At 33.9% G+C, this 20,626-nt stretch carries 16 protein-coding genes; 5 read left to right on the top strand and 11 right to left on the bottom strand.

The features are described 5' to 3' along the window. Window positions 1-135: 135 nt before the first annotated feature. From AC3IPI_RS06675 to AC3IPI_RS06715, 9 genes are all read right to left on the bottom strand, one after another. Window positions 136-1,683 (bottom strand): PepSY-associated TM helix domain-containing protein, encoded by a 1,548-nt coding sequence (locus AC3IPI_RS06675; protein WP_489157952.1) that lies wholly within the window; start codon window positions 1,681-1,683, stop codon window positions 136-138. Window positions 1,684-1,686: 3 nt separating this feature from the next. Continuing rightward, window positions 1,687-1,989, bottom strand: coding sequence for a hypothetical protein (locus tag AC3IPI_RS06680; protein ID WP_489157954.1), 303 nt, complete (start codon window positions 1,987-1,989; stop codon window positions 1,687-1,689). Between the two features lie 26 nt (window positions 1,990-2,015). After that, on the bottom strand, window positions 2,016-2,348 hold the full coding sequence (locus AC3IPI_RS06685; RefSeq protein ID WP_039117032.1) for a hypothetical protein: 333 nt from the start codon (window positions 2,346-2,348) through the stop codon (window positions 2,016-2,018). A 62-nt stretch (window positions 2,349-2,410) separates the two neighbouring features. After that, the gene (locus AC3IPI_RS06690; RefSeq protein WP_489157956.1) at window positions 2,411-4,903 is read right to left on the bottom strand and encodes a TonB-dependent siderophore receptor; all 2,493 of its coding nucleotides are present in this window, start codon (window positions 4,901-4,903) and stop codon (window positions 2,411-2,413) included. Between the two features lie 215 nt (window positions 4,904-5,118). Then, entirely contained in the window at window positions 5,119-8,289 is a 3,171-nt protein-coding gene (locus AC3IPI_RS06695) for an efflux RND transporter permease subunit (RefSeq protein WP_039113684.1), read from the bottom strand. Between the two features lie 93 nt (window positions 8,290-8,382). Then, window positions 8,383-9,450: an efflux RND transporter periplasmic adaptor subunit gene (locus tag AC3IPI_RS06700; RefSeq protein WP_039113686.1), complete on the bottom strand. Its 1,068-nt coding sequence runs from the start codon at window positions 9,448-9,450 to the stop codon at window positions 8,383-8,385. A 6-nt stretch (window positions 9,451-9,456) separates the two neighbouring features. After that, a complete protein-coding gene (locus AC3IPI_RS06705; protein ID WP_039113687.1) occupies window positions 9,457-10,827 on the bottom strand; it encodes a TolC family protein in 1,371 nt (456 codons plus the stop codon). A gap of 24 nt (window positions 10,828-10,851) precedes the next feature. After that, window positions 10,852-11,451, bottom strand: coding sequence for a TetR/AcrR family transcriptional regulator (locus AC3IPI_RS06710; RefSeq protein ID WP_039113688.1), 600 nt, complete (start codon window positions 11,449-11,451; stop codon window positions 10,852-10,854). Window positions 11,452-11,502: 51 nt separating this feature from the next. Continuing rightward, the gene (locus AC3IPI_RS06715; RefSeq protein ID WP_489157959.1) at window positions 11,503-12,024 is read right to left on the bottom strand and encodes a YceI family protein; all 522 of its coding nucleotides are present in this window, start codon (window positions 12,022-12,024) and stop codon (window positions 11,503-11,505) included. Between the two features lie 212 nt (window positions 12,025-12,236). On the opposite strand from AC3IPI_RS06715, the gene AC3IPI_RS06720 reads away from it, so the two are divergent. Then, entirely contained in the window at window positions 12,237-13,211 is a 975-nt protein-coding gene (locus AC3IPI_RS06720; RefSeq protein ID WP_039117029.1) for a polyprenyl synthetase family protein, read from the top strand. Between the two features lie 158 nt (window positions 13,212-13,369). Then, on the top strand, window positions 13,370-13,723 hold the full coding sequence (locus AC3IPI_RS06725; protein ID WP_489157961.1) for a hypothetical protein: 354 nt from the start codon (window positions 13,370-13,372) through the stop codon (window positions 13,721-13,723). Between the two features lie 98 nt (window positions 13,724-13,821). Here AC3IPI_RS06725 and AC3IPI_RS06730 read toward each other — a convergent pair whose 3' ends face one another. Together AC3IPI_RS06730 and AC3IPI_RS06735 are read right to left on the bottom strand one after the other, a co-directional pair. Beyond that, window positions 13,822-14,622, bottom strand: coding sequence for a T9SS type A sorting domain-containing protein (locus AC3IPI_RS06730; RefSeq protein ID WP_489157963.1), 801 nt, complete (start codon window positions 14,620-14,622; stop codon window positions 13,822-13,824). Window positions 14,623-15,312: 690 nt separating this feature from the next. Next, on the bottom strand, window positions 15,313-15,864 hold the full coding sequence (locus AC3IPI_RS06735; RefSeq protein WP_039113694.1) for a hypothetical protein: 552 nt from the start codon (window positions 15,862-15,864) through the stop codon (window positions 15,313-15,315). A gap of 115 nt (window positions 15,865-15,979) precedes the next feature. On the opposite strand from AC3IPI_RS06735, the gene AC3IPI_RS06740 reads away from it, so the two are divergent. Genes AC3IPI_RS06740 through odhB form a run of 3 tightly spaced genes read left to right on the top strand, consistent with a single transcriptional unit; the run spans window position 15,980 to window position 20,604 of the window. Further along, the gene (locus tag AC3IPI_RS06740) at window positions 15,980-18,751 is read left to right on the top strand and encodes a 2-oxoglutarate dehydrogenase E1 component (protein WP_039113696.1); all 2,772 of its coding nucleotides are present in this window, start codon (window positions 15,980-15,982) and stop codon (window positions 18,749-18,751) included. A 15-nt stretch (window positions 18,752-18,766) separates the two neighbouring features. Next, complete coding sequence (locus AC3IPI_RS06745; protein ID WP_052249924.1) at window positions 18,767-19,339, top strand: hypothetical protein; 573 nt, start codon at window positions 18,767-18,769, stop codon at window positions 19,337-19,339. A gap of 23 nt (window positions 19,340-19,362) precedes the next feature. Next, complete coding sequence (gene odhB, locus AC3IPI_RS06750; RefSeq protein ID WP_039117026.1) at window positions 19,363-20,604, top strand: 2-oxoglutarate dehydrogenase complex dihydrolipoyllysine-residue succinyltransferase; 1,242 nt, start codon at window positions 19,363-19,365, stop codon at window positions 20,602-20,604. The last annotated feature ends 22 nt before the right edge of the window (window positions 20,605-20,626 follow it).

Consider the following 20,626-nt stretch of genomic DNA (forward strand, 5'->3'; position numbering starts at 1 on the left):
TAAAGTAAAGACGCGGATAAAAACTGATTTTTAAAAGCAATATAAAAAATCCGTGTTTATCCGTGTTTTCGCCTAAGCGAATCCGTTTAATCCGTGTTCCATTTTTTTAGACAATCAGTAAGAATTTAAGTAAATCTAATTGTTTTCTTTTTTCTTTAAACGTAATGAAATGTAAAGTGTAATCGAAGCAAGAACTATCCAGAACACATCGATAAAGAATATCTGAATTTCATTTTGAGCAAATGTTTTCCAGAACCAATTTCCAGTACAAATTCCGTTTGCAACAGGAATAAGGAATCCTAAAATGCTTCCGGATAATAAGGAGAACTTATTTGTAAATGCATTGTTCTTTTTTAGAATAAAAAAGATGGCTAATAACAACCAGCCTATAAAATAGATGCTATAAATGTTTGATTGACCCAATGGGTAAAAAACTTTGGTTGTTATAAAAGCTAAAGCTGTAATAGGATACATGCTCAGACATATTGCTAAATAGATTCGTACAACACCTTCGTTAAAACGACGTTTCTTCTCGGGCATGTTTTTCTTATCTCTTGCAACAAGCCAAATCATAACACCAGATATAATTACAAAGCAAGTAATAATACCAAGAACAAAACTTATTATTTTGAGCGCATATCCTCCATAATCACCAAAGTGAATTCTGTATAAAACATTCTTTACCACATCGAGGTAGGTGGTTTGAGTGATTGGGTCTTTTTTGGCAACGACTTTACCATCGGCAACCTTATAGACTACTTTCCCGATTCCGGTAAATTTTTTGTCATACTTCATTTCGCCTTCTACCAAAACATGCATATTAGCATCGCCGTAATTTTGGATATAAACACGAGTGATTTCAAAATCATTCCAGTTACTTTTGGCTTTAGCCACCAACTCATCAATGCTAAATGGGGTTGCCAATTTTTTATTGTCAAATTTGTATTCTGGATCTGTATATTCTAAATCTTTATATAATTTATCCTGATCTCCTTTATAAAGTGCCATTACACTTGGGGCAACGATTAATAACTTAATCATGAAGAATGCACCAGTAACTGCATATACAAACTGAAACGGTAGACCTAGCATTCCTAACGATGTGTGTGCATCGGTCCATAACGTTTTTAATTTTTCCTTTGGTCTAAAAATAAAAAAGTTAGAAACGATTTTATTCCAATGTAATAAAACACCAGTTATAATTGCAAATAGAAAAAATAATGCTACAAATCCCGATAGATAATATCCTATTGGGTAACGAACTTGCGCAAGAAAATGAAGTCGGTATAAAAATTCTCCTAATGAATAGGAGTCTTCATAAGTATGAGTTTTGAAGTTTTTGGTATCTAAATAAAAAAATGAGCCTTCTTTTAATTTGGCTGCAGCCAAAGTGTCTTTAGTGCCTTCAAGGTAAATGTTAACTCTTCTTTCGGCACTGTTTTTTGATATTGAAATATTTCTTCCGTGTAAGGTATATTCTTTATCTAAGTTCTTTAACGCTTTATCGTAGTCTAATTGAATTTCCTTTGTAATTGCTACAGATTCACTTCGTTCCCAATTGATGATTTCATCTCTAAAAAACGAAAAAGATCCAGCAAAGAAAATAACAAATAACACGACACTTATTACGATGCCACTTACTGTATGTGTATGGAAATAGATATTGTAGTTCCTGTTATTCATAAATTATCCAGTGATAGGGTTATAGGTTTGTCCGAGATATATAATACCGCAAAAAATTAAGGTTAGTAAAAGATAAATACCCCAGATTTTCCAACCGTTTTTTGCTAAAAAAGCAACAACCATTAAAACAACCCAAAGAATGAATCCGCTAAAAGCCATTGTCATGATAACATTAACATGGCTAACCCATGAAGCTAGTGCAAGATGAAAACTTACAGAAACGAAATAACCACCAAGTATTGCTGCTGTTATTTTGGCAAAACGTTGCCATCCGGATTGGGTTAAATATTTAGGGTTTGCAGGCATATTTTTAAGATAAGCAAATGGTTGATTTAGTAATAGTAAAACTCTAATAGTCCAGCGGCAGCAAATAGAATTATGATTCCGATGTTATTAATAACTTTTAAGGGAGTTAATATGATTACCAAACTACCAATAGTCATTAATTGTATAAAAAAGAATAATGTTGCCGAACCCAATGCAGCGGTTAATAACCATAATGAATAGGCTACGAGAAGCAAACATAATCCCGTAATTTTGGTTTGTTTTGGATTTCTCTGCATCCATTTTTGATAACCAAAATTATAAGATAGTACGGCTCTTTTTGATGTGTAGTATAAAGTATAAAAAGAGATAAAAACGAAAAGACTGGCTATTGTTATCATGATTTTATATTTAAAAAAGCATCTTCCTAAGTAAATTTCAGGAAGATGCTTTTGGTGAGTTTTTAGAATTTATAAGTGAAACTTGCTGCAAAAGTCCTTGGGTCTTTTGGATGAATTGTAGACCAACCATCGTAAATTTCTTCGTTTGTGATGTTATTTAATTTTAATGTTACACTGAATTTCTCCGTAGTATAAAATATAGATGAGTTGATTACTGTGTATTCAGGAATTGTAAATGTTCCTGCAGTAGCTCTGTTCATGATTTTGTTATCTCCAACGTAATTCCCTCCAAAACCTACTCCGAGACCTCTTAAGAATCCCTGAGAAAATTTATAAGTAGCCCAAAGGTTTGCTAAGTTTTGTGGTCCTGCACTTTCTGGTCTAAACCCTACAAAATCAGGATCACCTGCGGTTAAAACAGCATCATTGTAGCTATAGCCTAAAAGAATGTTTAAACCTGTAATTGGGTTAGCAATAAGTTCTGCTTCAAAACCTTTATTACGTTGCCCACCGTCTTGATATGAAACTTGATTATTAGGTATTACAGCAGTTGGGTCGGTTGGGTCAACATATGGAGTTTCTATTACATAAACTTTATCTGTAACTTTTATGTCATAGTAGCTAAAAGTAGCGTATAGTTTATCTCTAAAAAGATTTAATTTAGTTCCTACTTCAAATTGATTAGCATGTTCTGGATTGAATGTTAAAGGAGTAACAACACCAGCATTACGATTTTGTCCTGGTGCTACATTAGAAAATCCATCCATATAATTAGCAAAAACAGAAACTTTGTCTATAATTGGCTGGTAAACGATACCAAATTTAGGAGAAAAAGCCGTTTGATTGTAGTTGTCATCTTTAGTAGTAACATCACCACCATTTATAAAACGGTCTGCTCGTAAACTAATCATTGCTGATAAAGCAGGTGTGAAATTAATTACATCAGAGAAATAAGCACTATAAACTTCTTGTCTTGTTTTGTTATCATTTCTTGGAGTATTTGCTATAATTGCATCAGATCCGGCTTTTGTTAAGTCGCCAGTATCTCCATTTGTAGGGCGACCAATAACGTTATTGAAAGATTGTAAGTCATCTCCAATATATACTAAACCATTGCCGAACCAACCTGAGTTATGATCTGTGGCTGTTCTGTTGAAATAATCAAAACCTACTACAAGTCTGTTTCTTAATTTCCCAATTTTAAAGTCACCAATAAAGTTTTGTTGAATATCAGTAGAGACATCTCTGGCATCTTGATCAGTAAAAGATCTGGCAAGAACAATTCCTTCTTTGATAGATTCAAAAGCTTTTCTGCTCGTTGATTCATACAAATAAGTATAGTTTCCTATTGATTTCGCTGAACTCGTTGAAAAAACAGTCTGTGATGTCCATTGATTAGAAATTTTATAATTCATTTGACCTTGTAAGTTATACGAAGGTGTTTTCATTGTAAGTTCATTACTTGTATAGGAACGGTTGTTGTCATATTTTAATTCAGCAATGTTATGAACTCTTAATGGACTTGTTCTATCTAAAAATAGCATAGTAGGATTAGTACTTTCATTAGTCATAAACTCAGTGTTTACTAAAAACGACAATCTATCGTTTACCTCATATGATAACGAAGGCGCAATAAAAAACGATTCTCTAAATCCAGCATCTTGAAAACTATTTTGTTTGTTGTAAGCTGAATTAATTCTAAAGTTTAGTGTTTTTTTGTCATTTAATGGCGTGTTAAGATCTACAGTAGCACGATTTAGACCATAACTGCCAACAGTATAATTTACTTCACCACCAAAAGTTCTGTAAGGTTTCTTTGTAGTTGTGTTGATTAATCCACCGTATGAAATTAAACTGCTTCCGAATAATGTTCCTGAAGGTCCTTTGATTATCTCGATTCTATCAATATTTGCTGGATCCAAGCTTCCGTTTGTTAAACCAGGTAATCCGTTAACCATTGTTGGCTGAACAGCAAATCCTCTCAAAGAATAATAACCAGCTCCGTCTCCGGCACGACCTGTTGAAGCCCACAATTGTGTGATTCCAGAGGCATTTTTTAAGGCGTCATCAAAAGTAGTTATGACTTGTTCTTTTAGAACTTCACCAGTTATAGTTGTGTATACTTGCGGATTTTCAAGATTTTTCAGTGGCAATCTTGATACTTGTTGGTTTTCTTTACGAGCGTAATGATTTTTTTTCCTAGTATTGATAAGTACTTCGCTTAGCTCTTCGGAACTTGAACTAATGGTAAAGTTTTCCATTAATTCGTCACCACTATTAACGATTATTTTCTTTTCTTTTGTAGTTTGACCTATTACTGATACTTTTATAATATAGGTTCCAGGTTTAATGTTCTTTAGGATATATTTCCCTTCAGCATCTGTTACTGTTCCTACTCTGGTTCCTTTTAAAACTACCGAAACATTGTCGGCTGTATCGTTATTTGTTAAAATAACCTGACCTTTAATAGTAGCTTTTTGTTGTGCCCAAGTCGTGGTACTCAGTAGCATCGCAAAACAGAAACTTAAAAAAGATATTGTAAGTTTGGATTTCATAATTATTTAGAATTGTTTTTGATAGGGCAAATTTAGTTGTTGAATGCAAACAAACCAAATTATTTTTATCTATTCTAAATAAAGCAAAAAACGTACTTTCAATTTATTTCTTCTGCAGTTTTTTAACAAAAAACGATTGTATTTGTTAAAAAGATATAAAAAAACCTGTTCAAATGAATGAACAGGTTTTTTTAAATATAATATTGTTATATGTCTTAATGTGTGTGTTTTGGGTTAAAACCGTCTTCACTAACTTCTGTTGGCGTATAATCTGCAAACATTTCAGTTTCATAATCGATTTTTTCTCCTTTAGATAATCTTCTAACGATACCTTCCATTATTTGGTAGATTACAGGAACTACAATCAAGGTCAGGAATAAAGACGAAATTAATCCTCCGATAATTACCCAAGCCAAACCGTTTTTCCATTCAGCTCCAGCTCCAGATGCCAATGCAATTGGGAACATACCAAATACCATCGCAATTGTTGTCATTAAGATAGGACGTAAACGTGCGTGATTTGCCTGAATTAATGCCGCTCTGATAGATTCTCCGGCAGCTCTTCGCTGGTTGGTATAATCGACAAGCATGATCGCGTTCTTACACACCAGACCAATTAACATGATAATACCCAGAATCGTAAAGATGTTTAATGAGTTATTTGTTAATGCTAATGCTAATAAAGCTCCAATAAACGAAAGTGGAATAGCAAATAATACTACAAATGGGTGAACGAAACTGTCATACAAACTCACCATTACAAGGTAAACTAAGATAATAGCGGCTAATAAAGCAATTCCTAAAGTACCAAATCCTTCAGATTGATTCTCCATGTCACCACCCCAAATATAATTTACTCCAGTTGGTTTTTTAAGCTTATCTAATTTTTCCTGCCATATTCCAACAATTGTTCCTGAAGGAACCCCAACGTTTTGTCCTTTTACTGTTACCGAAGCCGATTTGTCTCTACGCTCTAACTGGCTAGGTCCGGAACCTTCTGTAATATCTGCAAATTGAGACAATTTTATTTGTTGTCCAGCTGAGTTAATGAAAATCAGGTTACTTACGTCAGTAATACTTTTTCTGTCGAATGCGTTGTATCTAATATTGATATCGTACTCGTATTCTCCAGCTCTGTATTTACCATCTGTGTTTCCACTAAAAGCAGTTTGCATGGTTAAACCAACAGTTTGAAGTGTCAATCCTAATGCAGCCATTTTATCACGATCTACCTTAACATTAACCTCAGGGTTTCCGTCTTCAACCGTTAATTTAATCTCAGTTGTTCCAGGAATAGTACGTAATTCTGCTTCAGCTAATTTAGCAAATGCCATAGCACTTTCTGTAGATGGTCCAGTTACGATTAATCCTAATGTAGCATCTTCAGCAGTTCCCAAAATACCAACGGGAACAGTTTTAACTTTTGCTCCAACTAATACTTTCTCTAATTTACGTTTGATTTTTGCAGCATAAACAGATGCATCATCTTTACGGTCTTTTTGTTCGATCATTTTTACATCAATCTCCGCTTTATAAGCAGTAGCTTGTGATGCTCCAAAACCTTCACTGGTTTGTCCTACAGTTGTAATCTGGCTATGAACATATTCTTCATTTTTTAAGAAAGCTTCAGCTCTTTGAGTCATAAAGTTAGTTTGTTCTAGCGAAGCGTCTTTTGGCATTTCGATTTGAACTAAGAACTCACCACTATCTGATGCTGCGAAAAACTCACCACCAATAAAAGGTTTTAAACCAAATATTGACCCAAAGAACAATATCAATACAAGAATAACAGTCTTACCATAGTTATCCAAACACCAAGTTAACAAATGAGAAACCCAATCCGTAAAACGTGTTAGGTAACTTTCGAAACCAAGAATGATTCTTCCAAATAGGTTCTTTCCTTCAATGTGTTCTAATTTTCCATAACGAGATGATAACCATGGAATAATCGTGAAAGATGCTAAAAGCGAGAATAATGTCGAAATAATTACAGTTACACAAAATTGAGTAATGATATTAGATACCAATCCAGAACTCATTGCGATAGGCAAGAACACTACCACGATTACTAATGTGATTGATGTTACGGTTCCACCAATTTCTGCAGTTCCATCATACGAAGCACGGATTCGGCTTTTACCCATTTCCATGTGTCGGTAAATATTTTCTAATACCACAATGGCATCATCCACAAGAATACCTACAACAAGAGATAATCCTAATAAACTCATTAAGTTTAATGTGTATCCCATAAAGTAAATACCAATAAACGTAGCAATTAACGATGCAGGAATCGAAACCATTACAATCAATGAGTTTCTAATACTATGCAAGAAGAACAACATTACAAATGCAACCAGAACTACTGCAATCAATAAATCGTGAACTACAGAGTCAGCAGCTTCTAATGTAAAGACAGTACTGTCTTTTGCAACTTCTAATTTTAACTGATTTGCTTTATAGTCGTTTTCAAGAACAGTAATTGTTTTTAATAATTGCTCACTTACCGCAACTGCATTTGCATCTGATTGTTTTACGATTTGTAAAATAATCGCACTTTTTTGGTCTACACGTGATATTTTCTCAGCTATTTTTTGAGTATCCTGAACATCGGCAATATCACTTAATCGTACTTGAATTCCGTTTTGAGAAGATACTACTAAGTTTCTTAACTCATCAACACTTTTATATTTACCCGCTAAACGAATTAATATTTTTTGATCACGAGTTTGAATGTTTCCTGTAGGGAAATCTAAGTTTGAAGTCAGGATGTTTTGTTGTACCTGAGGTATAGAAAGTCCGTAACCCTGCATTTTTAATGCATCAAGATTTACCTGGATTTCACGTTCAGAACCACCAATAATATTTACCTGAGCCACACCTTGTACACGAGATAATATAGGAGCAACTTTTTTATCAATTAAGTCATAAAATGCTGCTTCGTCCATTTTTCCGTTGGCACCAAGCGTCATGATAGGTAAATCACTCAGCGAGAATTTGGTTAAAGCTGGTGTTTTAACATCATCAGGCAAATCACTAATGATAGCGTTAATTTTACGCTGTGCATCATTCAATGAGAAATCGACTTTTGCATTTGATGTTAATGTAATCGAAACGATAGATAAACTTTCGTATGATTTTGAGTCAATTTTCTTAACATTCTCTAAGGATGCAATCGCATCTTCAATTTTCTTTGTCACCGTATTTTCTACCTCACTAGGAGAAGCTCCAGGATAAACGGTAGATATAGTAATAACGTTTTGTTCAAATTTAGGGATCAGCTCATAACCTAACTGGCTGTAGCTGAACAATCCACCAAGGGTTAGAATTGTAAACAATACAATTACTAACGACGGACGTTTTATGGATATTTCGGCTAATTTCATATATTTTTTTTTATGCCTTAGGCTGTAAGCTGTAGGCTTTACGCTTTTAAAAATTGCGCTTAAAGCCTATTGCTTACGGCTTATAGCCTACAATTATTTAATAATTTCTACAGTATTACCGTCTTGTAAGTTAATTTGACCTGTAGTAATTACAGTTTCCCCATCAGACAATCCATTAATGATTTCTACTTGATCTCCTAAAATTCTTCCAGCAGTTACTTTTTTTAGTTTTGCAATTCCGTTTTGAACTACAAATATTTCATTACTACTTACACTTCCTACGAAAGCATTTCTAGGTACAACCATCAAGTTTTGTTTTTGTTGGCTTGATGCAAAATGTGCAGTTCCGTACATACCCGCTTTTAGGTCGTTGTTTGGGTTATTTGTGATTTCAATCTCTACAGGGAAGTTTAAAGATTCGTCAGCTTTTGCAGCAATAAAAGTAATTTTTCCAGTGAAAGTTTTATCAGGATAAACACTAGCAGTTACGTTAATTGTGTTTCCTAGTTTTAAGCTTGCAACTTGGTTTTCATTTACAGTTACAACTAGTTTTAGTTTAGAAACATTTACAATATCAAACAAGGCAGTTGCAGGCATTCCAGCTAAGATTGATCCTGGCTCGATATATTTTTTATTAATAAATCCGCTTATTGGTGCTTTTACTTTAGTATCTCCAACATTTATGTTTGCTTGTTTTAAGTTAGCTTCAGCGTTAGTCAATGCTAATCTTGCCTGATCTAATTGTTGTTTAGTAACACCATCAGTTTTAAAAGCATTTTCGTATCTAATGTAATCAGATTTTGCATTTTGGTATGCAGCTTGTGCAGCCTGAGCATTTACATTAATAACATCACCTCTTACTGTTAATAGTGTTTGACCAACTTTTACATAATCACCTTCTTTAGCTAAAACACTAATTACTTTTCCTGATTTTTCTGCAGAGAAAGTCAATTCCTGAATCGGTTGAAAGTTTCCGTTTGCAACGAAATCTAATGAAACCTCTTGTGTTTTTACAGAAGATACTTTAACTGAAACTGCAGCATTTTTTTCTGCAACAATATCTGTTTTGGCTTTATTCTCAGTCTCGTTCTTCGTTAATATGAAACCAATTAATGCTAATGCACCAATTATGACTACTATTGTTATTATTATTTTTTTCATTTGTTTTTAGTTATTTATAAGTGATTTTAGTTGGCCTTTTGATTTGATTACTTGAATTTCTGCTATTTTATATCCTAGTATTGCCGAAGAGTAATTGTTTTCTGCTTCGATATACGCATTTTCAACATCTAATAAATCGTTTAGTGAAGCCAAACCTTGTAGATAATTGTTTTTGGTATTTTGCAACACTTGTTGAGCAAGCTCTCTGTTTTCCTTTTGGTTTTTAATCGTTACAAGACTGTTTTCCATTTGGATCGTTGCATTGCTATAAGCAATATCTAGCGAAAGTTTTGTGTCTTTAATATCTTCCTGTAAAGAACGAATAGCAACATCAGCCTGACGAACTTTGGCACGTGTACCAAAACCAGTAAAGATTGGCACTCTTAAGTTTAAACCAATAGCCGAGAAATCTGACCAGTACACACCAGAAGATGGTTTATTGAACCAAGGCACTTCTGGACCCTGACCGATATAATTGTATCCTGCACTTAAAGAAAGAGTTGGGTAAAACTCAGCTTGAACCGCTTTCTTTTGGAAAACCAATAATTGCTCTTGTTTTTTCAAAAGTAAATATTGACTTAAATTCTCAACATTTGGAGCTTCAGATAATGGTTGAAGAGTGATTTCAAATTCAGTATTAGGAATTACAATTTGAGTTTCTACAGGCATTCCCATGTAAAATTTTAATGCGTTTTCCTGTAATGCTACTCTATTAATAACTTGTTGGCGTTGCGTACTAATGTTTGATAGTTTTACAAGAACTCGATTAAGGTCAATTTTTTTAGCTAAACCATTGTCAAATTGTCCTTGAATAATGTTTTTTACTTTCTCCGTATTTACGTAATTACTATCTAAAACGGTTAAGTTTAAACGTTGTACATATACTTCGTAGTAATTATTTGCAACCTTTTCGATTACATCCTCTTCCGTTAGTTGCTCATTGATTTGATAAAATTCGCGAGTGCTTTTTGCAGCTCTTAAACCTGTAAATACAGCTTGATCAAATATGTTTTGAGTTAAAGAAATTCCGGCAGTCGAAGTCCATTTTTGACCAAAAGCTGCTTGAATAGAAGTCCCTGGCTGCCCAAAACCGGCACCATCAATAACTGTAGTTTGTATTACAGGATTGTAAGTTAAATTTCCGTTTGCCGAAATTTGAGGCAATGCTCTAGATCTTACTTCTTGTATTTTGTATTCACTGTTTTCTACCTGTAATTTAGCTTTTTTTGCATCGGCTTTATTTTGTAGCGCATAAGAAATAGCATCTTTTAAGGTCAAGGTCTGTCCGCCTTGCTTAGCCAGATTGCTATTGTTTTTGTCTTGCGCGTTTGCGGTTATTGCAAAAGCCAAGACGAAGAGAATCATTATTCTTTTCATGGATTATAGATTATGGATTGATGATTAGTGGGTTACTCTTTGTAATTGTTTTTCTAACTCTATAATTCCTGCGAGAGTAGCCATGGCTCTCGTGTGGTATTCTAAAGCTTGTAATTCTGCAAGCTGGGCTTCTTTCTCAGAACTAGTAGTTTCGTTTATATGAAAAATTAAAGTGTAATAAAACTTCACATAAATGTCTACGTTAATATCCTCTCGATATAATTTTTGTTCTATCCCCTTAGTGATATTATCTCTAAAATATTGACTGCACTGGTCTATCTCATGTCTCATCAAGTTGGTGTAAATTTCGGGATAGTGTTTCTTTAGTTGATATATAGGAGAAGTATCAATAGAAGACTGAAACATGTTTTTAAACATTTCTCGTATTTCAAAATTCTCCTGAATGGCATTATGATTTTTAACAACAATAGAATCTATGATTTCATGAACTTTCTGGTGAACAGACGAAGTACTTTCTTTAATCAATACCTCCTTATTGCAAAAATATTTATAAATTGTTTTTTTAGAAATACACATTTCGCCTGCGATATCATCCATAGTGACACTTTTAAAACCTAATTTTAAGAATAAGTCACTCGCTTTTGATATAATTTTATCTCTCATTTTGTTTCTTCTAATCTGTAATTTTTAAAAACTTCTATTTTGATGTAAGTCTTAGATGGTAAATTCTAAATTGGCTACAAGTTTAATGTCCTGTCCAGTTGTTAAGCCGCTACTTTGATTGAATGAATTATAAGCTAATCCAAAATCTTTACGGTTTATGTCGCCAGTAAGTTCAAAAGAAACTTTTTTGTTGCCATCGTAATAGTCAGTTTCCACTAGTTCTACATCAAGTTCTACTGTTTTCGTAACATCTTTTATTGTTAAATCACCTTTAAGGAAATTGATGTTTTTGTTTACTTTCTGAAAAGAAGTCGATTTAAAACTTATTGTAGGGTACTTATTTACATCAAAAAAATCATTAAGTTTTAAGTACGTATTTATTTGCTCTAGTTTAGCTTCCCTATTATTTACATCCAAAGAAAATTCTATAGTTGCATCTTCTATCTCATCATTCTTCAGATCAACATGACCTTGAAACTGATTAATAGAACCGCCTAAGTAAGCCAGAATTGAATGTCTCATTTTGATTAAAACATCAGATTGGCTAGAATCAATTGTCCAGTGTGTTCTCATAATGTTAAATATTGTTTTATTAATAATTAGTATCTAACAGGATTACGCGGAAATTGATCATTGTAATTATTGTTAAATTTCGATGCAAATGTATATTGGAAACTCTAAACACCAAAATAGTTTCCAAAGTATTTTTGATTATTTAACATTTCATTAAGAAATGGAGTTTGCATTGCAGGCTTAATGCCGTAAATTAGCCGAAAATTACTTTTATGCATGCCATATATCAATACCAGGAATTCTTTGTCGATTATCTGGAGAAACAAACCATAAGCAAAGAGCCTAAAAACCTATACGAGCCAATTGAATATATTGTTAGTCTTGGAGGAAAAAGAATGCGTCCAGTATTGACTTTAATGACTGCCGAAGTTTTTGATGTTTCTTACAATGAAGCACTTCCGGCTGCTATGGCAGTTGAGATTTTTCATAATTTTTCATTAGTACATGATGATATCATGGATGATGCTCCTTTACGAAGAGGGCAAGAAACTGTTCATGAAAAATGGGATCTTAATACGGGAATCCTTTCTGGAGATGCTATGCTTATTTTGGCATATCAGTACTTTGAAAGATATGAACCAAATACTTTTAGAGAACTAGCGAAGCTTTTTAGTAAAACAGCTTTAGAAGTTTGCGAAGGGCAACAATGGGATGTTGATTTTGAGCAAAGAAACGACGTTACAATTCCTGAGTATCTAAAAATGATTGAGTATAAAACAGCAGTTTTAGTTGCAGCAGCTATGAAAATGGGTGCAATTGTAGCAAAAACGTCTGATGAAAATGCTAATTTAATATATGACTTCGGATTGCAATTAGGATTGGCTTTCCAGTTACAAGACGATTATTTAGATGCATTTGGAGATCCGGAAACTTTTGGAAAACAAGTTGGGGGAGATATTATCGAAAACAAGAAAACCTATTTATATCTAAAAGCATTGGCTCATTCAGATGATGAAAAAGCAAACCAGCTAAAAGATTTATTTACTACACAACCTGAAGATAGTACAGATAAAATCGAAATAGTAAAGAATATCTTTAATAATTCTGGTGCTTCAAAAGAGACTCAGGATGCAATCGAAATGTACACACTCGAAGCTTTTAAGACATTAGATAAAATGGATATTAGCGACGAAAAGAAATTGTCATTACGCACTTTTGGCGAAAACTTAATGGGAAGAAAGGTTTAGTATTCTGTAATCAGTTGCAGTGTACAGTAACCAGTTTTAGTTTTTAGTAATCAGGTTTTTTATTTTAATTCAGATTCTGGTTTAGATTTTTGAATTTTTCAATCATTAAATCTTTCAATTCTGAAATCACTAATCATAAATCAACAATCCTAAATCAAATGTTTGTAGCCCCACAAAATGCAGATTTACTACTTCAGGAAGCAGAGAAAGAAGCTTTGTATCTTAATTTAATCGAACAAATTAATAAAGACTTCAATTTAGCAAATGAAGGAATTGATTTTCCTCTGAGTATTTCTCCAGATGAACTTAAAATTCAAATGCACGAAAAAATATACCGAATGATTCAGTATAAGTTTGCCGAGTATTTGAACCTACTTTATATAATTGATGTTTCTGAAGCTGAAATAAAAAAACTAGATGGGTCAGATTTAGTAATTCTTGCCGAACAAGTTTCTTTTCTAATCTTAAAAAGAGAATGGCAGAAGGTCTGGTTTAGGAATTTTTATAAATAGATTTCTAGCTATAACAAGTTTGATTTCTTGTATAGTAAAAGATAAAAAAAGAGCGTAATCAAATTATGATTACGCTTTTTTTTTATATTGAGATGAATTTATTTTACCGCTATTTTAACTGATTTTTCACCTTCAGCCGTTTTTACTTTTGCAATATAGATGCCTGAATCTAGCGCAAAAGAAGTATTAGTTTCTGTTTTTAATGATTTAATCAAAGCGCCCGTTATACTATAAATGTCAACTTTTGTGCTTGATGTTACATTAGATATAAAAACTTCTTTTCCGTCAGAATAAATATTTGTAGATGAGTTTGCTTCAAAATCATTTATTGCAAGAGAGCTCATTAATTGTGTCGTACCAGTTGTACCAGTAATTTCAATTTTGTAGATATTAACACCCGTGCCTGTACCAGTATAAATGTAAATATTTCCACTTGTCTGAGTGTACTGAGCTTCAAGTATTGAAGGAGTTGTTGAGTTGGCTGAACTTGCGCTGCCTATTTCAGTAGTACCATCAGTAACCTTAATAGTACGGCTACCACCACCACCGCTCGCAAACCATATTTTTATAGTTCCTGCACCAGTAGTAGCAAAATATAAATAACGTTCAGTTGGTCGATTATTAGAAAAAACCGATGCCTGACCCATTCTAAAGTAACGTAATCCGCTAAATCCATCTGTAAAAGTCAAATTCGAAGGAATAATTCCGCCTATTGGTGTAGCTGTAATAGTGACTCCTGGATATATTCCTAAATTATCCTTGATCGTGTTTGTCGTATAGCCTGCTGTGCTAGTTGGCCAAATTGGTGTGACATTAGCAAAATCCCAAACTTTTTGGGCATTAACATAAGTTACTGAGTATAATGCAGTAACCATTAAAAAGAGTAATTTTTTTTTCATAATAAGAAATGTTGCGTTAAAAATATTTTTGTGTAAATAATCGTTTTTTATACAATCATTATGCACAAACATAAATTTTAATCCTAATTTGTACTTTCAGATTTACATTTTTTACTTTCGATTTTGAGTATTTAGTAAAAAAGAATAAAAGGTATTTTGCAACGTATGAAAAAAGTGAATTTGCTGCCATTGTGTAAACAATGCAGTAATATTTATTAAGGTTTAAAAAGGGTAAAGGGAAGGTTCAAAGGAACAGAGGGACAGAGGTTCAAAGCGACAAAGGTTCAAAGGGGGAAAGTAACGAAGAAACAAAGTTTGTTATTCCTTTCGTTTTTTTATTCTATCCTATTTTAACCGTGTACGTATCGTGATAATGAATTGCGCTCCATTGGTTGAAACCATTGGTAATGCTTATAACATGTTGTTTATGTTTGTAATCTGTGTCGAGTTCTTAAATTCTATCATATTTAAATCATAGCCCACGGTTTTAACCGTGTGGTACGTATCGTGATAATGAATTGAGCTCCAACGGTTGAAACCGTTGGCAATGCTTATAGCATGTTGTTTATGTTTGTAATCTGTGTCGAGTTCTTAAATTCTATCATATTTGAATCATAGCCCACGGTTTTAACCGTGTACGTATCGTGATAATGAATTGCGCTTCATTGGATAAAACCTTTGCACCTTCTTCTAAAAGTAAACTCTCACAAACGGCATAAAAGCTTCTCCGTAAATGCTCTTGTTGTCGTCATGCAATACATCATAACGTATTCCTATGGTCACGTTTCCAGTTCGGTAACCAGCACCAAGAAATAGGGCAGTGTTCCAGAAGTTATCACTAAAACTTGGCCCGCCAATATATTTATAATCAGTATTTACATTAATCTGCTCTAGTTCTGCCGAAAGTTGTATTTCGGGAATTGGATTTATTAATCCAATAAGGCTTCCACCATAAAGAAAAGAAGAATATTCATTTTTAGAAGCCACATAACCAAATTGTAGACCTACACCAACTGATACAATTGGATTAACATTGTAAATCATACTCGGTAATAACGAAATGTCGGTATATCCAGATCCAAAACTTAATCCGACTCCACCTCCAAATTGTACATTGCTCCAGAAATCATTTTGCTTTTGAGGAATATAATATTTTTGTTGCGCCATCATGCCACTTGAAAATATTAGGGCCAAAATCATAAAAAATGATTTGAAAACGATTGAAAAATGATTTTTCTTCATAGTTAAGCGGATTTTAACAAATTTTTACGTAAAAGTACGTAAAAAAAAGATTTAAATAAATTCGATTATTGTACTTTTGCCATTCTATTTAACAAAAAGTATATTCACAAATATTATGGATAGGTTTTCATTTTTAAATGCTGCGCATACAGAGTTTTTCGCACAATTGTACGACCAATATACACAAAACCCAGATAGCGTAGAGCCAAGCTGGAGAAGTTTTTTCCAAGGTTTCGATTTTGGAATGACAACTTACAACGACGAGGCACCAGTTCAGCAAATTGTTGAATTCGCAGCTAACAACACCGATTGTAGTTTGGTATCTGAAAAATTACAAAAAGAATTCAACGTATTAAAATTGATTGACGGATACCGTTCTCGTGGTCATTTGTTTACTAAAACAAACCCAGTAAGAGATCGTAGAACATCATCACCAACTTTAGACATCGAAAATTTTGGACTTACATCAGCAGATCTTTCGACTGTTTTTGATGCTGCCAAAGTAATTGGTGTTCCACCTTGCTCATTGCAAGATATTGTGAAACGTCTTCAGGCAATTTATTGTCAGCATATTGGGGTAGAGTATATGTATATTCGTAACCCAAATGTTGTAAAATGGATTCAGGACAAACTTGGAGTAAATGACAACCAGCCTAATTTCTCTACAGATGAGAAAAAGGTAATCTTAAATAAATTAAACCAAGCAGTTTCTTTCGAGAACTTCTTGCATACGAAATATGTTGGGCAAAAAAGATTCTCGCTAGAAGGAGGAGAGTCAATCATCCCGGCTCTAGATGCTTTGATCGAAAAAGCAGCCGAAAAAGGTGTAGAGCAATTTGTAATGGGTATGGCTCACCGTGGACGTCTTAACGTTTTGGCAAATATCTTTGGCAAATCAACACAAGATATCTTCGGAGAATTTGATGGTAAAGATTACGATCAAGAATACTTTGATGGTGACGTAAAATACCACTTAGGACTTACTGCCGATAAAAAAACAAGAACTGGAAAAAATATCAATATCAACCTAGCGCCAAATCCATCTCACTTAGAGACTGTTGGAGCAGTTATTGAAGGGATTACCAGAGCAAAACAAGATAAATATTACGCTGACGATTTCTCAAAAGTATTACCTATTGCCGTTCACGGTGATGCTGCAATTGCAGGACAAGGTATCTTGTACGAGATTATACAAATGGCACAATTAGACGGTTACAAAACCGGAGGAACAATACACATCGTAATTAACAACCAAGTTGGTTTTACAACAAATTACCTTGATGCACGTTCATCTACTTATTGTACAGATGTTGCCAAAGTTACACTTTCGCCAGTATTACATGTAAATGCAGACGATGCAGAAGCAGTAGTTCATGCCGTTTCATTTGCATTAGATTACAGAATGGAATTTGGTCGTGATGTATTTATCGATTTATTAGGATACAGAAAATACGGTCATAACGAAGGTGACGAACCTCGTTTTACACAACCGGTTTTATATAAAATTATTGCAAAGCATGAAAATCCAAGAGATATTTATGCACAAAAATTATTGTCAGAAGGTATTATCGATGCTACTTATGTAAATGGGTTAGAGAAAGAATACAAATCGACAATGGAGGTGAATCTTGAAGCATCTCGTAAAAAAGATTTGACAATCATTACACCATTTATGCAAAATGAATGGAAAGGATTTGAGCAAGTTACAGATGTTGTGATGTTGAATAAATTTGATACCTCTTTTGCTAAAGCAGGTTTAGATTCTATCATAAAAACAATTTCAACTCTACCATCAGACAAGAAGTTCATCAACAAGATAACTAAAATTGTTACTGATAGAAAAACAGGTTACGACAACAATACTATCGATTGGGGAACAGCAGAAGCATTAGCTTATGGTTCACTTTTAACAGAAGGATTTGATGTTCGTATTTCTGGGCAAGACGTAGAGCGTGGTACATTCTCACACCGTCACGCAGTAGTAAAAGTAGAAGATTCAGAAGAAGAAGTAATTCTATTGAATGCTATCGAAAACAAAAAAGGAAAATTCGGAGTTTTCAATTCCCTATTATCAGAATACGGAGTTTTAGGATTTGATTACGGATATGCTTTGGCCAATCCTAATGCATTGACAATTTGGGAAGCACAATTTGGAGATTTCTCAAATGGAGCACAAATCATGATTGATCAGTATATCTCTTGTGGAGAAGATAAATGGAACAACCAAAATGGTATCGTTTTATTATTACCACACGGATACGAAGGACAAGGAGCAGAGCACTCTTCAGCAAGAATGGAGCGTTACCTACAACTTTGTGCAAGACAAAACATGTATGTTGCCGATTGTACAACGCCAGCTAACTTCTTCCACTTATTGAGAAGACAAATGAAAACAACATTCCGTAAACCTTTGGTAGTTTTCTCTCCAAAAAGTTTATTGCGTGACCCAAGATGTGTATCGACTGTTGAAGATTTAGCAAGCGGAAGTTTCCAAGAAACAATAGATGATACTACAGTTAACAAAAAAGAAGTAAAAACATTAGTTTTTGTTACAGGTAAATTCTACTATGATATAGTTGCCGAAAGAGAAAATAACGGACGCAATGATGTTGCAGTAGTAAGAATCGAGCAATTGTTCCCGTTCCCGGTAGAGCAAATAAAAGCGATTATTGCACAATATCCTAACGCCGATGATTATGTTTGGGCACAAGAAGAGCCTAAAAACATGGGAGCTTATAGCTTTATGTTAATGAACTTTGACCTTGTAAAATGGAGATTAGCATCATTAAAAGCATACGCTGCACCAGCATCAGGAAGTTACACACGAGCAAAACGTCGTCATGCAGATGCAATCAGAATGGTTTTTGATAAAAATCTATTCAGATAATAAGGAGTAAACTTTATGAAAAAAATATTTCTGTTTGTAGTTCTTTTATTTTCGGTAGTTAATTATTCACAAGAGCTTAAAAAACCAAGTGAAGGAAAAGCTTTGGTTTATTTCGTAAGATCATCTTCTGTTGGGTTTTTAATTAATTTTAAATATTTTGACGGAGATAAGTTTTTGGGTAAGTTTAATCATGGAAGTTATTTAATATATGAGTGTGATCCAGGAAAGCATGTATTTTGGGCAAGGTCAGAAAATACAAGTTTTATTGAAGCAGAACTTGAATCAGGTAAAGTATATATAGTTGATTCAGAACCGAAAATGGGGGCAATTAAAGCAGCTGTCAGACTGGTTCCTTTTGATACAAATCCGGAGCATTATAAAACTCCTAAGAAATTTGAAAGAAAGAAAAAAAATATACTTGAATCGATACTGAAAAATAAAGAATATACTATCAGTAATGAAGATTTGGAAGAGGCCAAAAAAGAGTATGAAAGTATAATTAAGAAGTCGACAGAAAAATACAATAAGTTAAAAGTAAAAGGGGAAGAGTTTGTTCAAGTGCTTCCAGAAATGTACTACAATAATTAGTTAATATATAAAATTATAAAAAGATGATTTTAGAAATGAAAGTCCCATCACCAGGGGAATCAATAAAAGAAGTTGAAATTGCAACTTGGTTAGTAAAAGACGGAGATTATGTAGAAAAAGATCAAGCTATTGCTGAAGTTGATTCTGATAAAGCAACTCTTGAATTACCGGCAGAAGCTAGTGGAACAATCACACTAAAAGCAGAAGAAGGAGACGCAGTAGCAGTAGGAGCAGTAGTTTGCTTAATTGATACTAGCGCAGCAAAACCATCTGGAGCAGCACCAGCAGCAGCTAGTACCGAAGCCTCGGTACCAAAGGCAGAAGCACCGAAAGCTGAAGTTAAAGCAGAAGCGCCAAAAGCAGCTCCGGCACCAACTGCAACTTATGCATCTGGAACACCATCTCCAGCAGCAAGAAAAATATTAGACGAAAAAAACATAACACCATCTACAGTTTCAGGAACAGGTAAAGATGGAAGAATCACTAAAGAAGATGCTTTAAATGCAGTACCTTCTATGGGAACTCCAACAGGAGGAAACCGTGGTTCAGAGCGTACAAAACTTTCAATGTTACGTCGTAAAGTAGCAGAAAGATTAGTAGCAGCTAAAAACGAAACAGCTATGTTAACTACATTCAATGAAGTTAATATGACACCAATAAACAACTTACGTAATGAATACAAAGATGCATTCAAAGCTAAACACGCAGGTGTAGGTTTAGGATACATGTCATTCTTTACAAAAGCAGTAACAAGAGCTTTAGCATTATATCCAGATGTAAACTCTATGATGGATGGTGACTATAAAGTAGCTTATGATTTCTGTGATATTTCAATCGCAGTATCTGGACCAAAAGGATTAATGGTTCCTGTAGTTCGTAACGCAGAGAATTTGACTTTCCGTGGTGTAGAAGCAGAAATCAAAAGATTGGCTATTAAAGCGCGTGACGGACAGATTACAGTTGATGATATGACAGGTGGTACATTTACAATTACAAACGGAGGAGTTTTCGGAAGTATGTTAAGTACACCAATCATCAATCCACCACAATCAGGAATCTTAGGAATGCACAACATTATTGAGCGTCCGATTGCTGTAAATGGTAAAGTAGAAATTCACCCAATGATGTACGTGGCACTTTCTTATGACCACAGAATCATCGATGGTCGTGAGTCAGTAGGATTCTTAGTTGCTATTAAAGAAGCATTAGAAAACCCACTTGAATTATTGATGGATAACAATCCTAAGAAAGCATTAGAGTTATAGTTTATAATAATTTTCAATTGAA

This window comes from Flavobacterium sp. GL_143, from assembly GCF_057834355.1.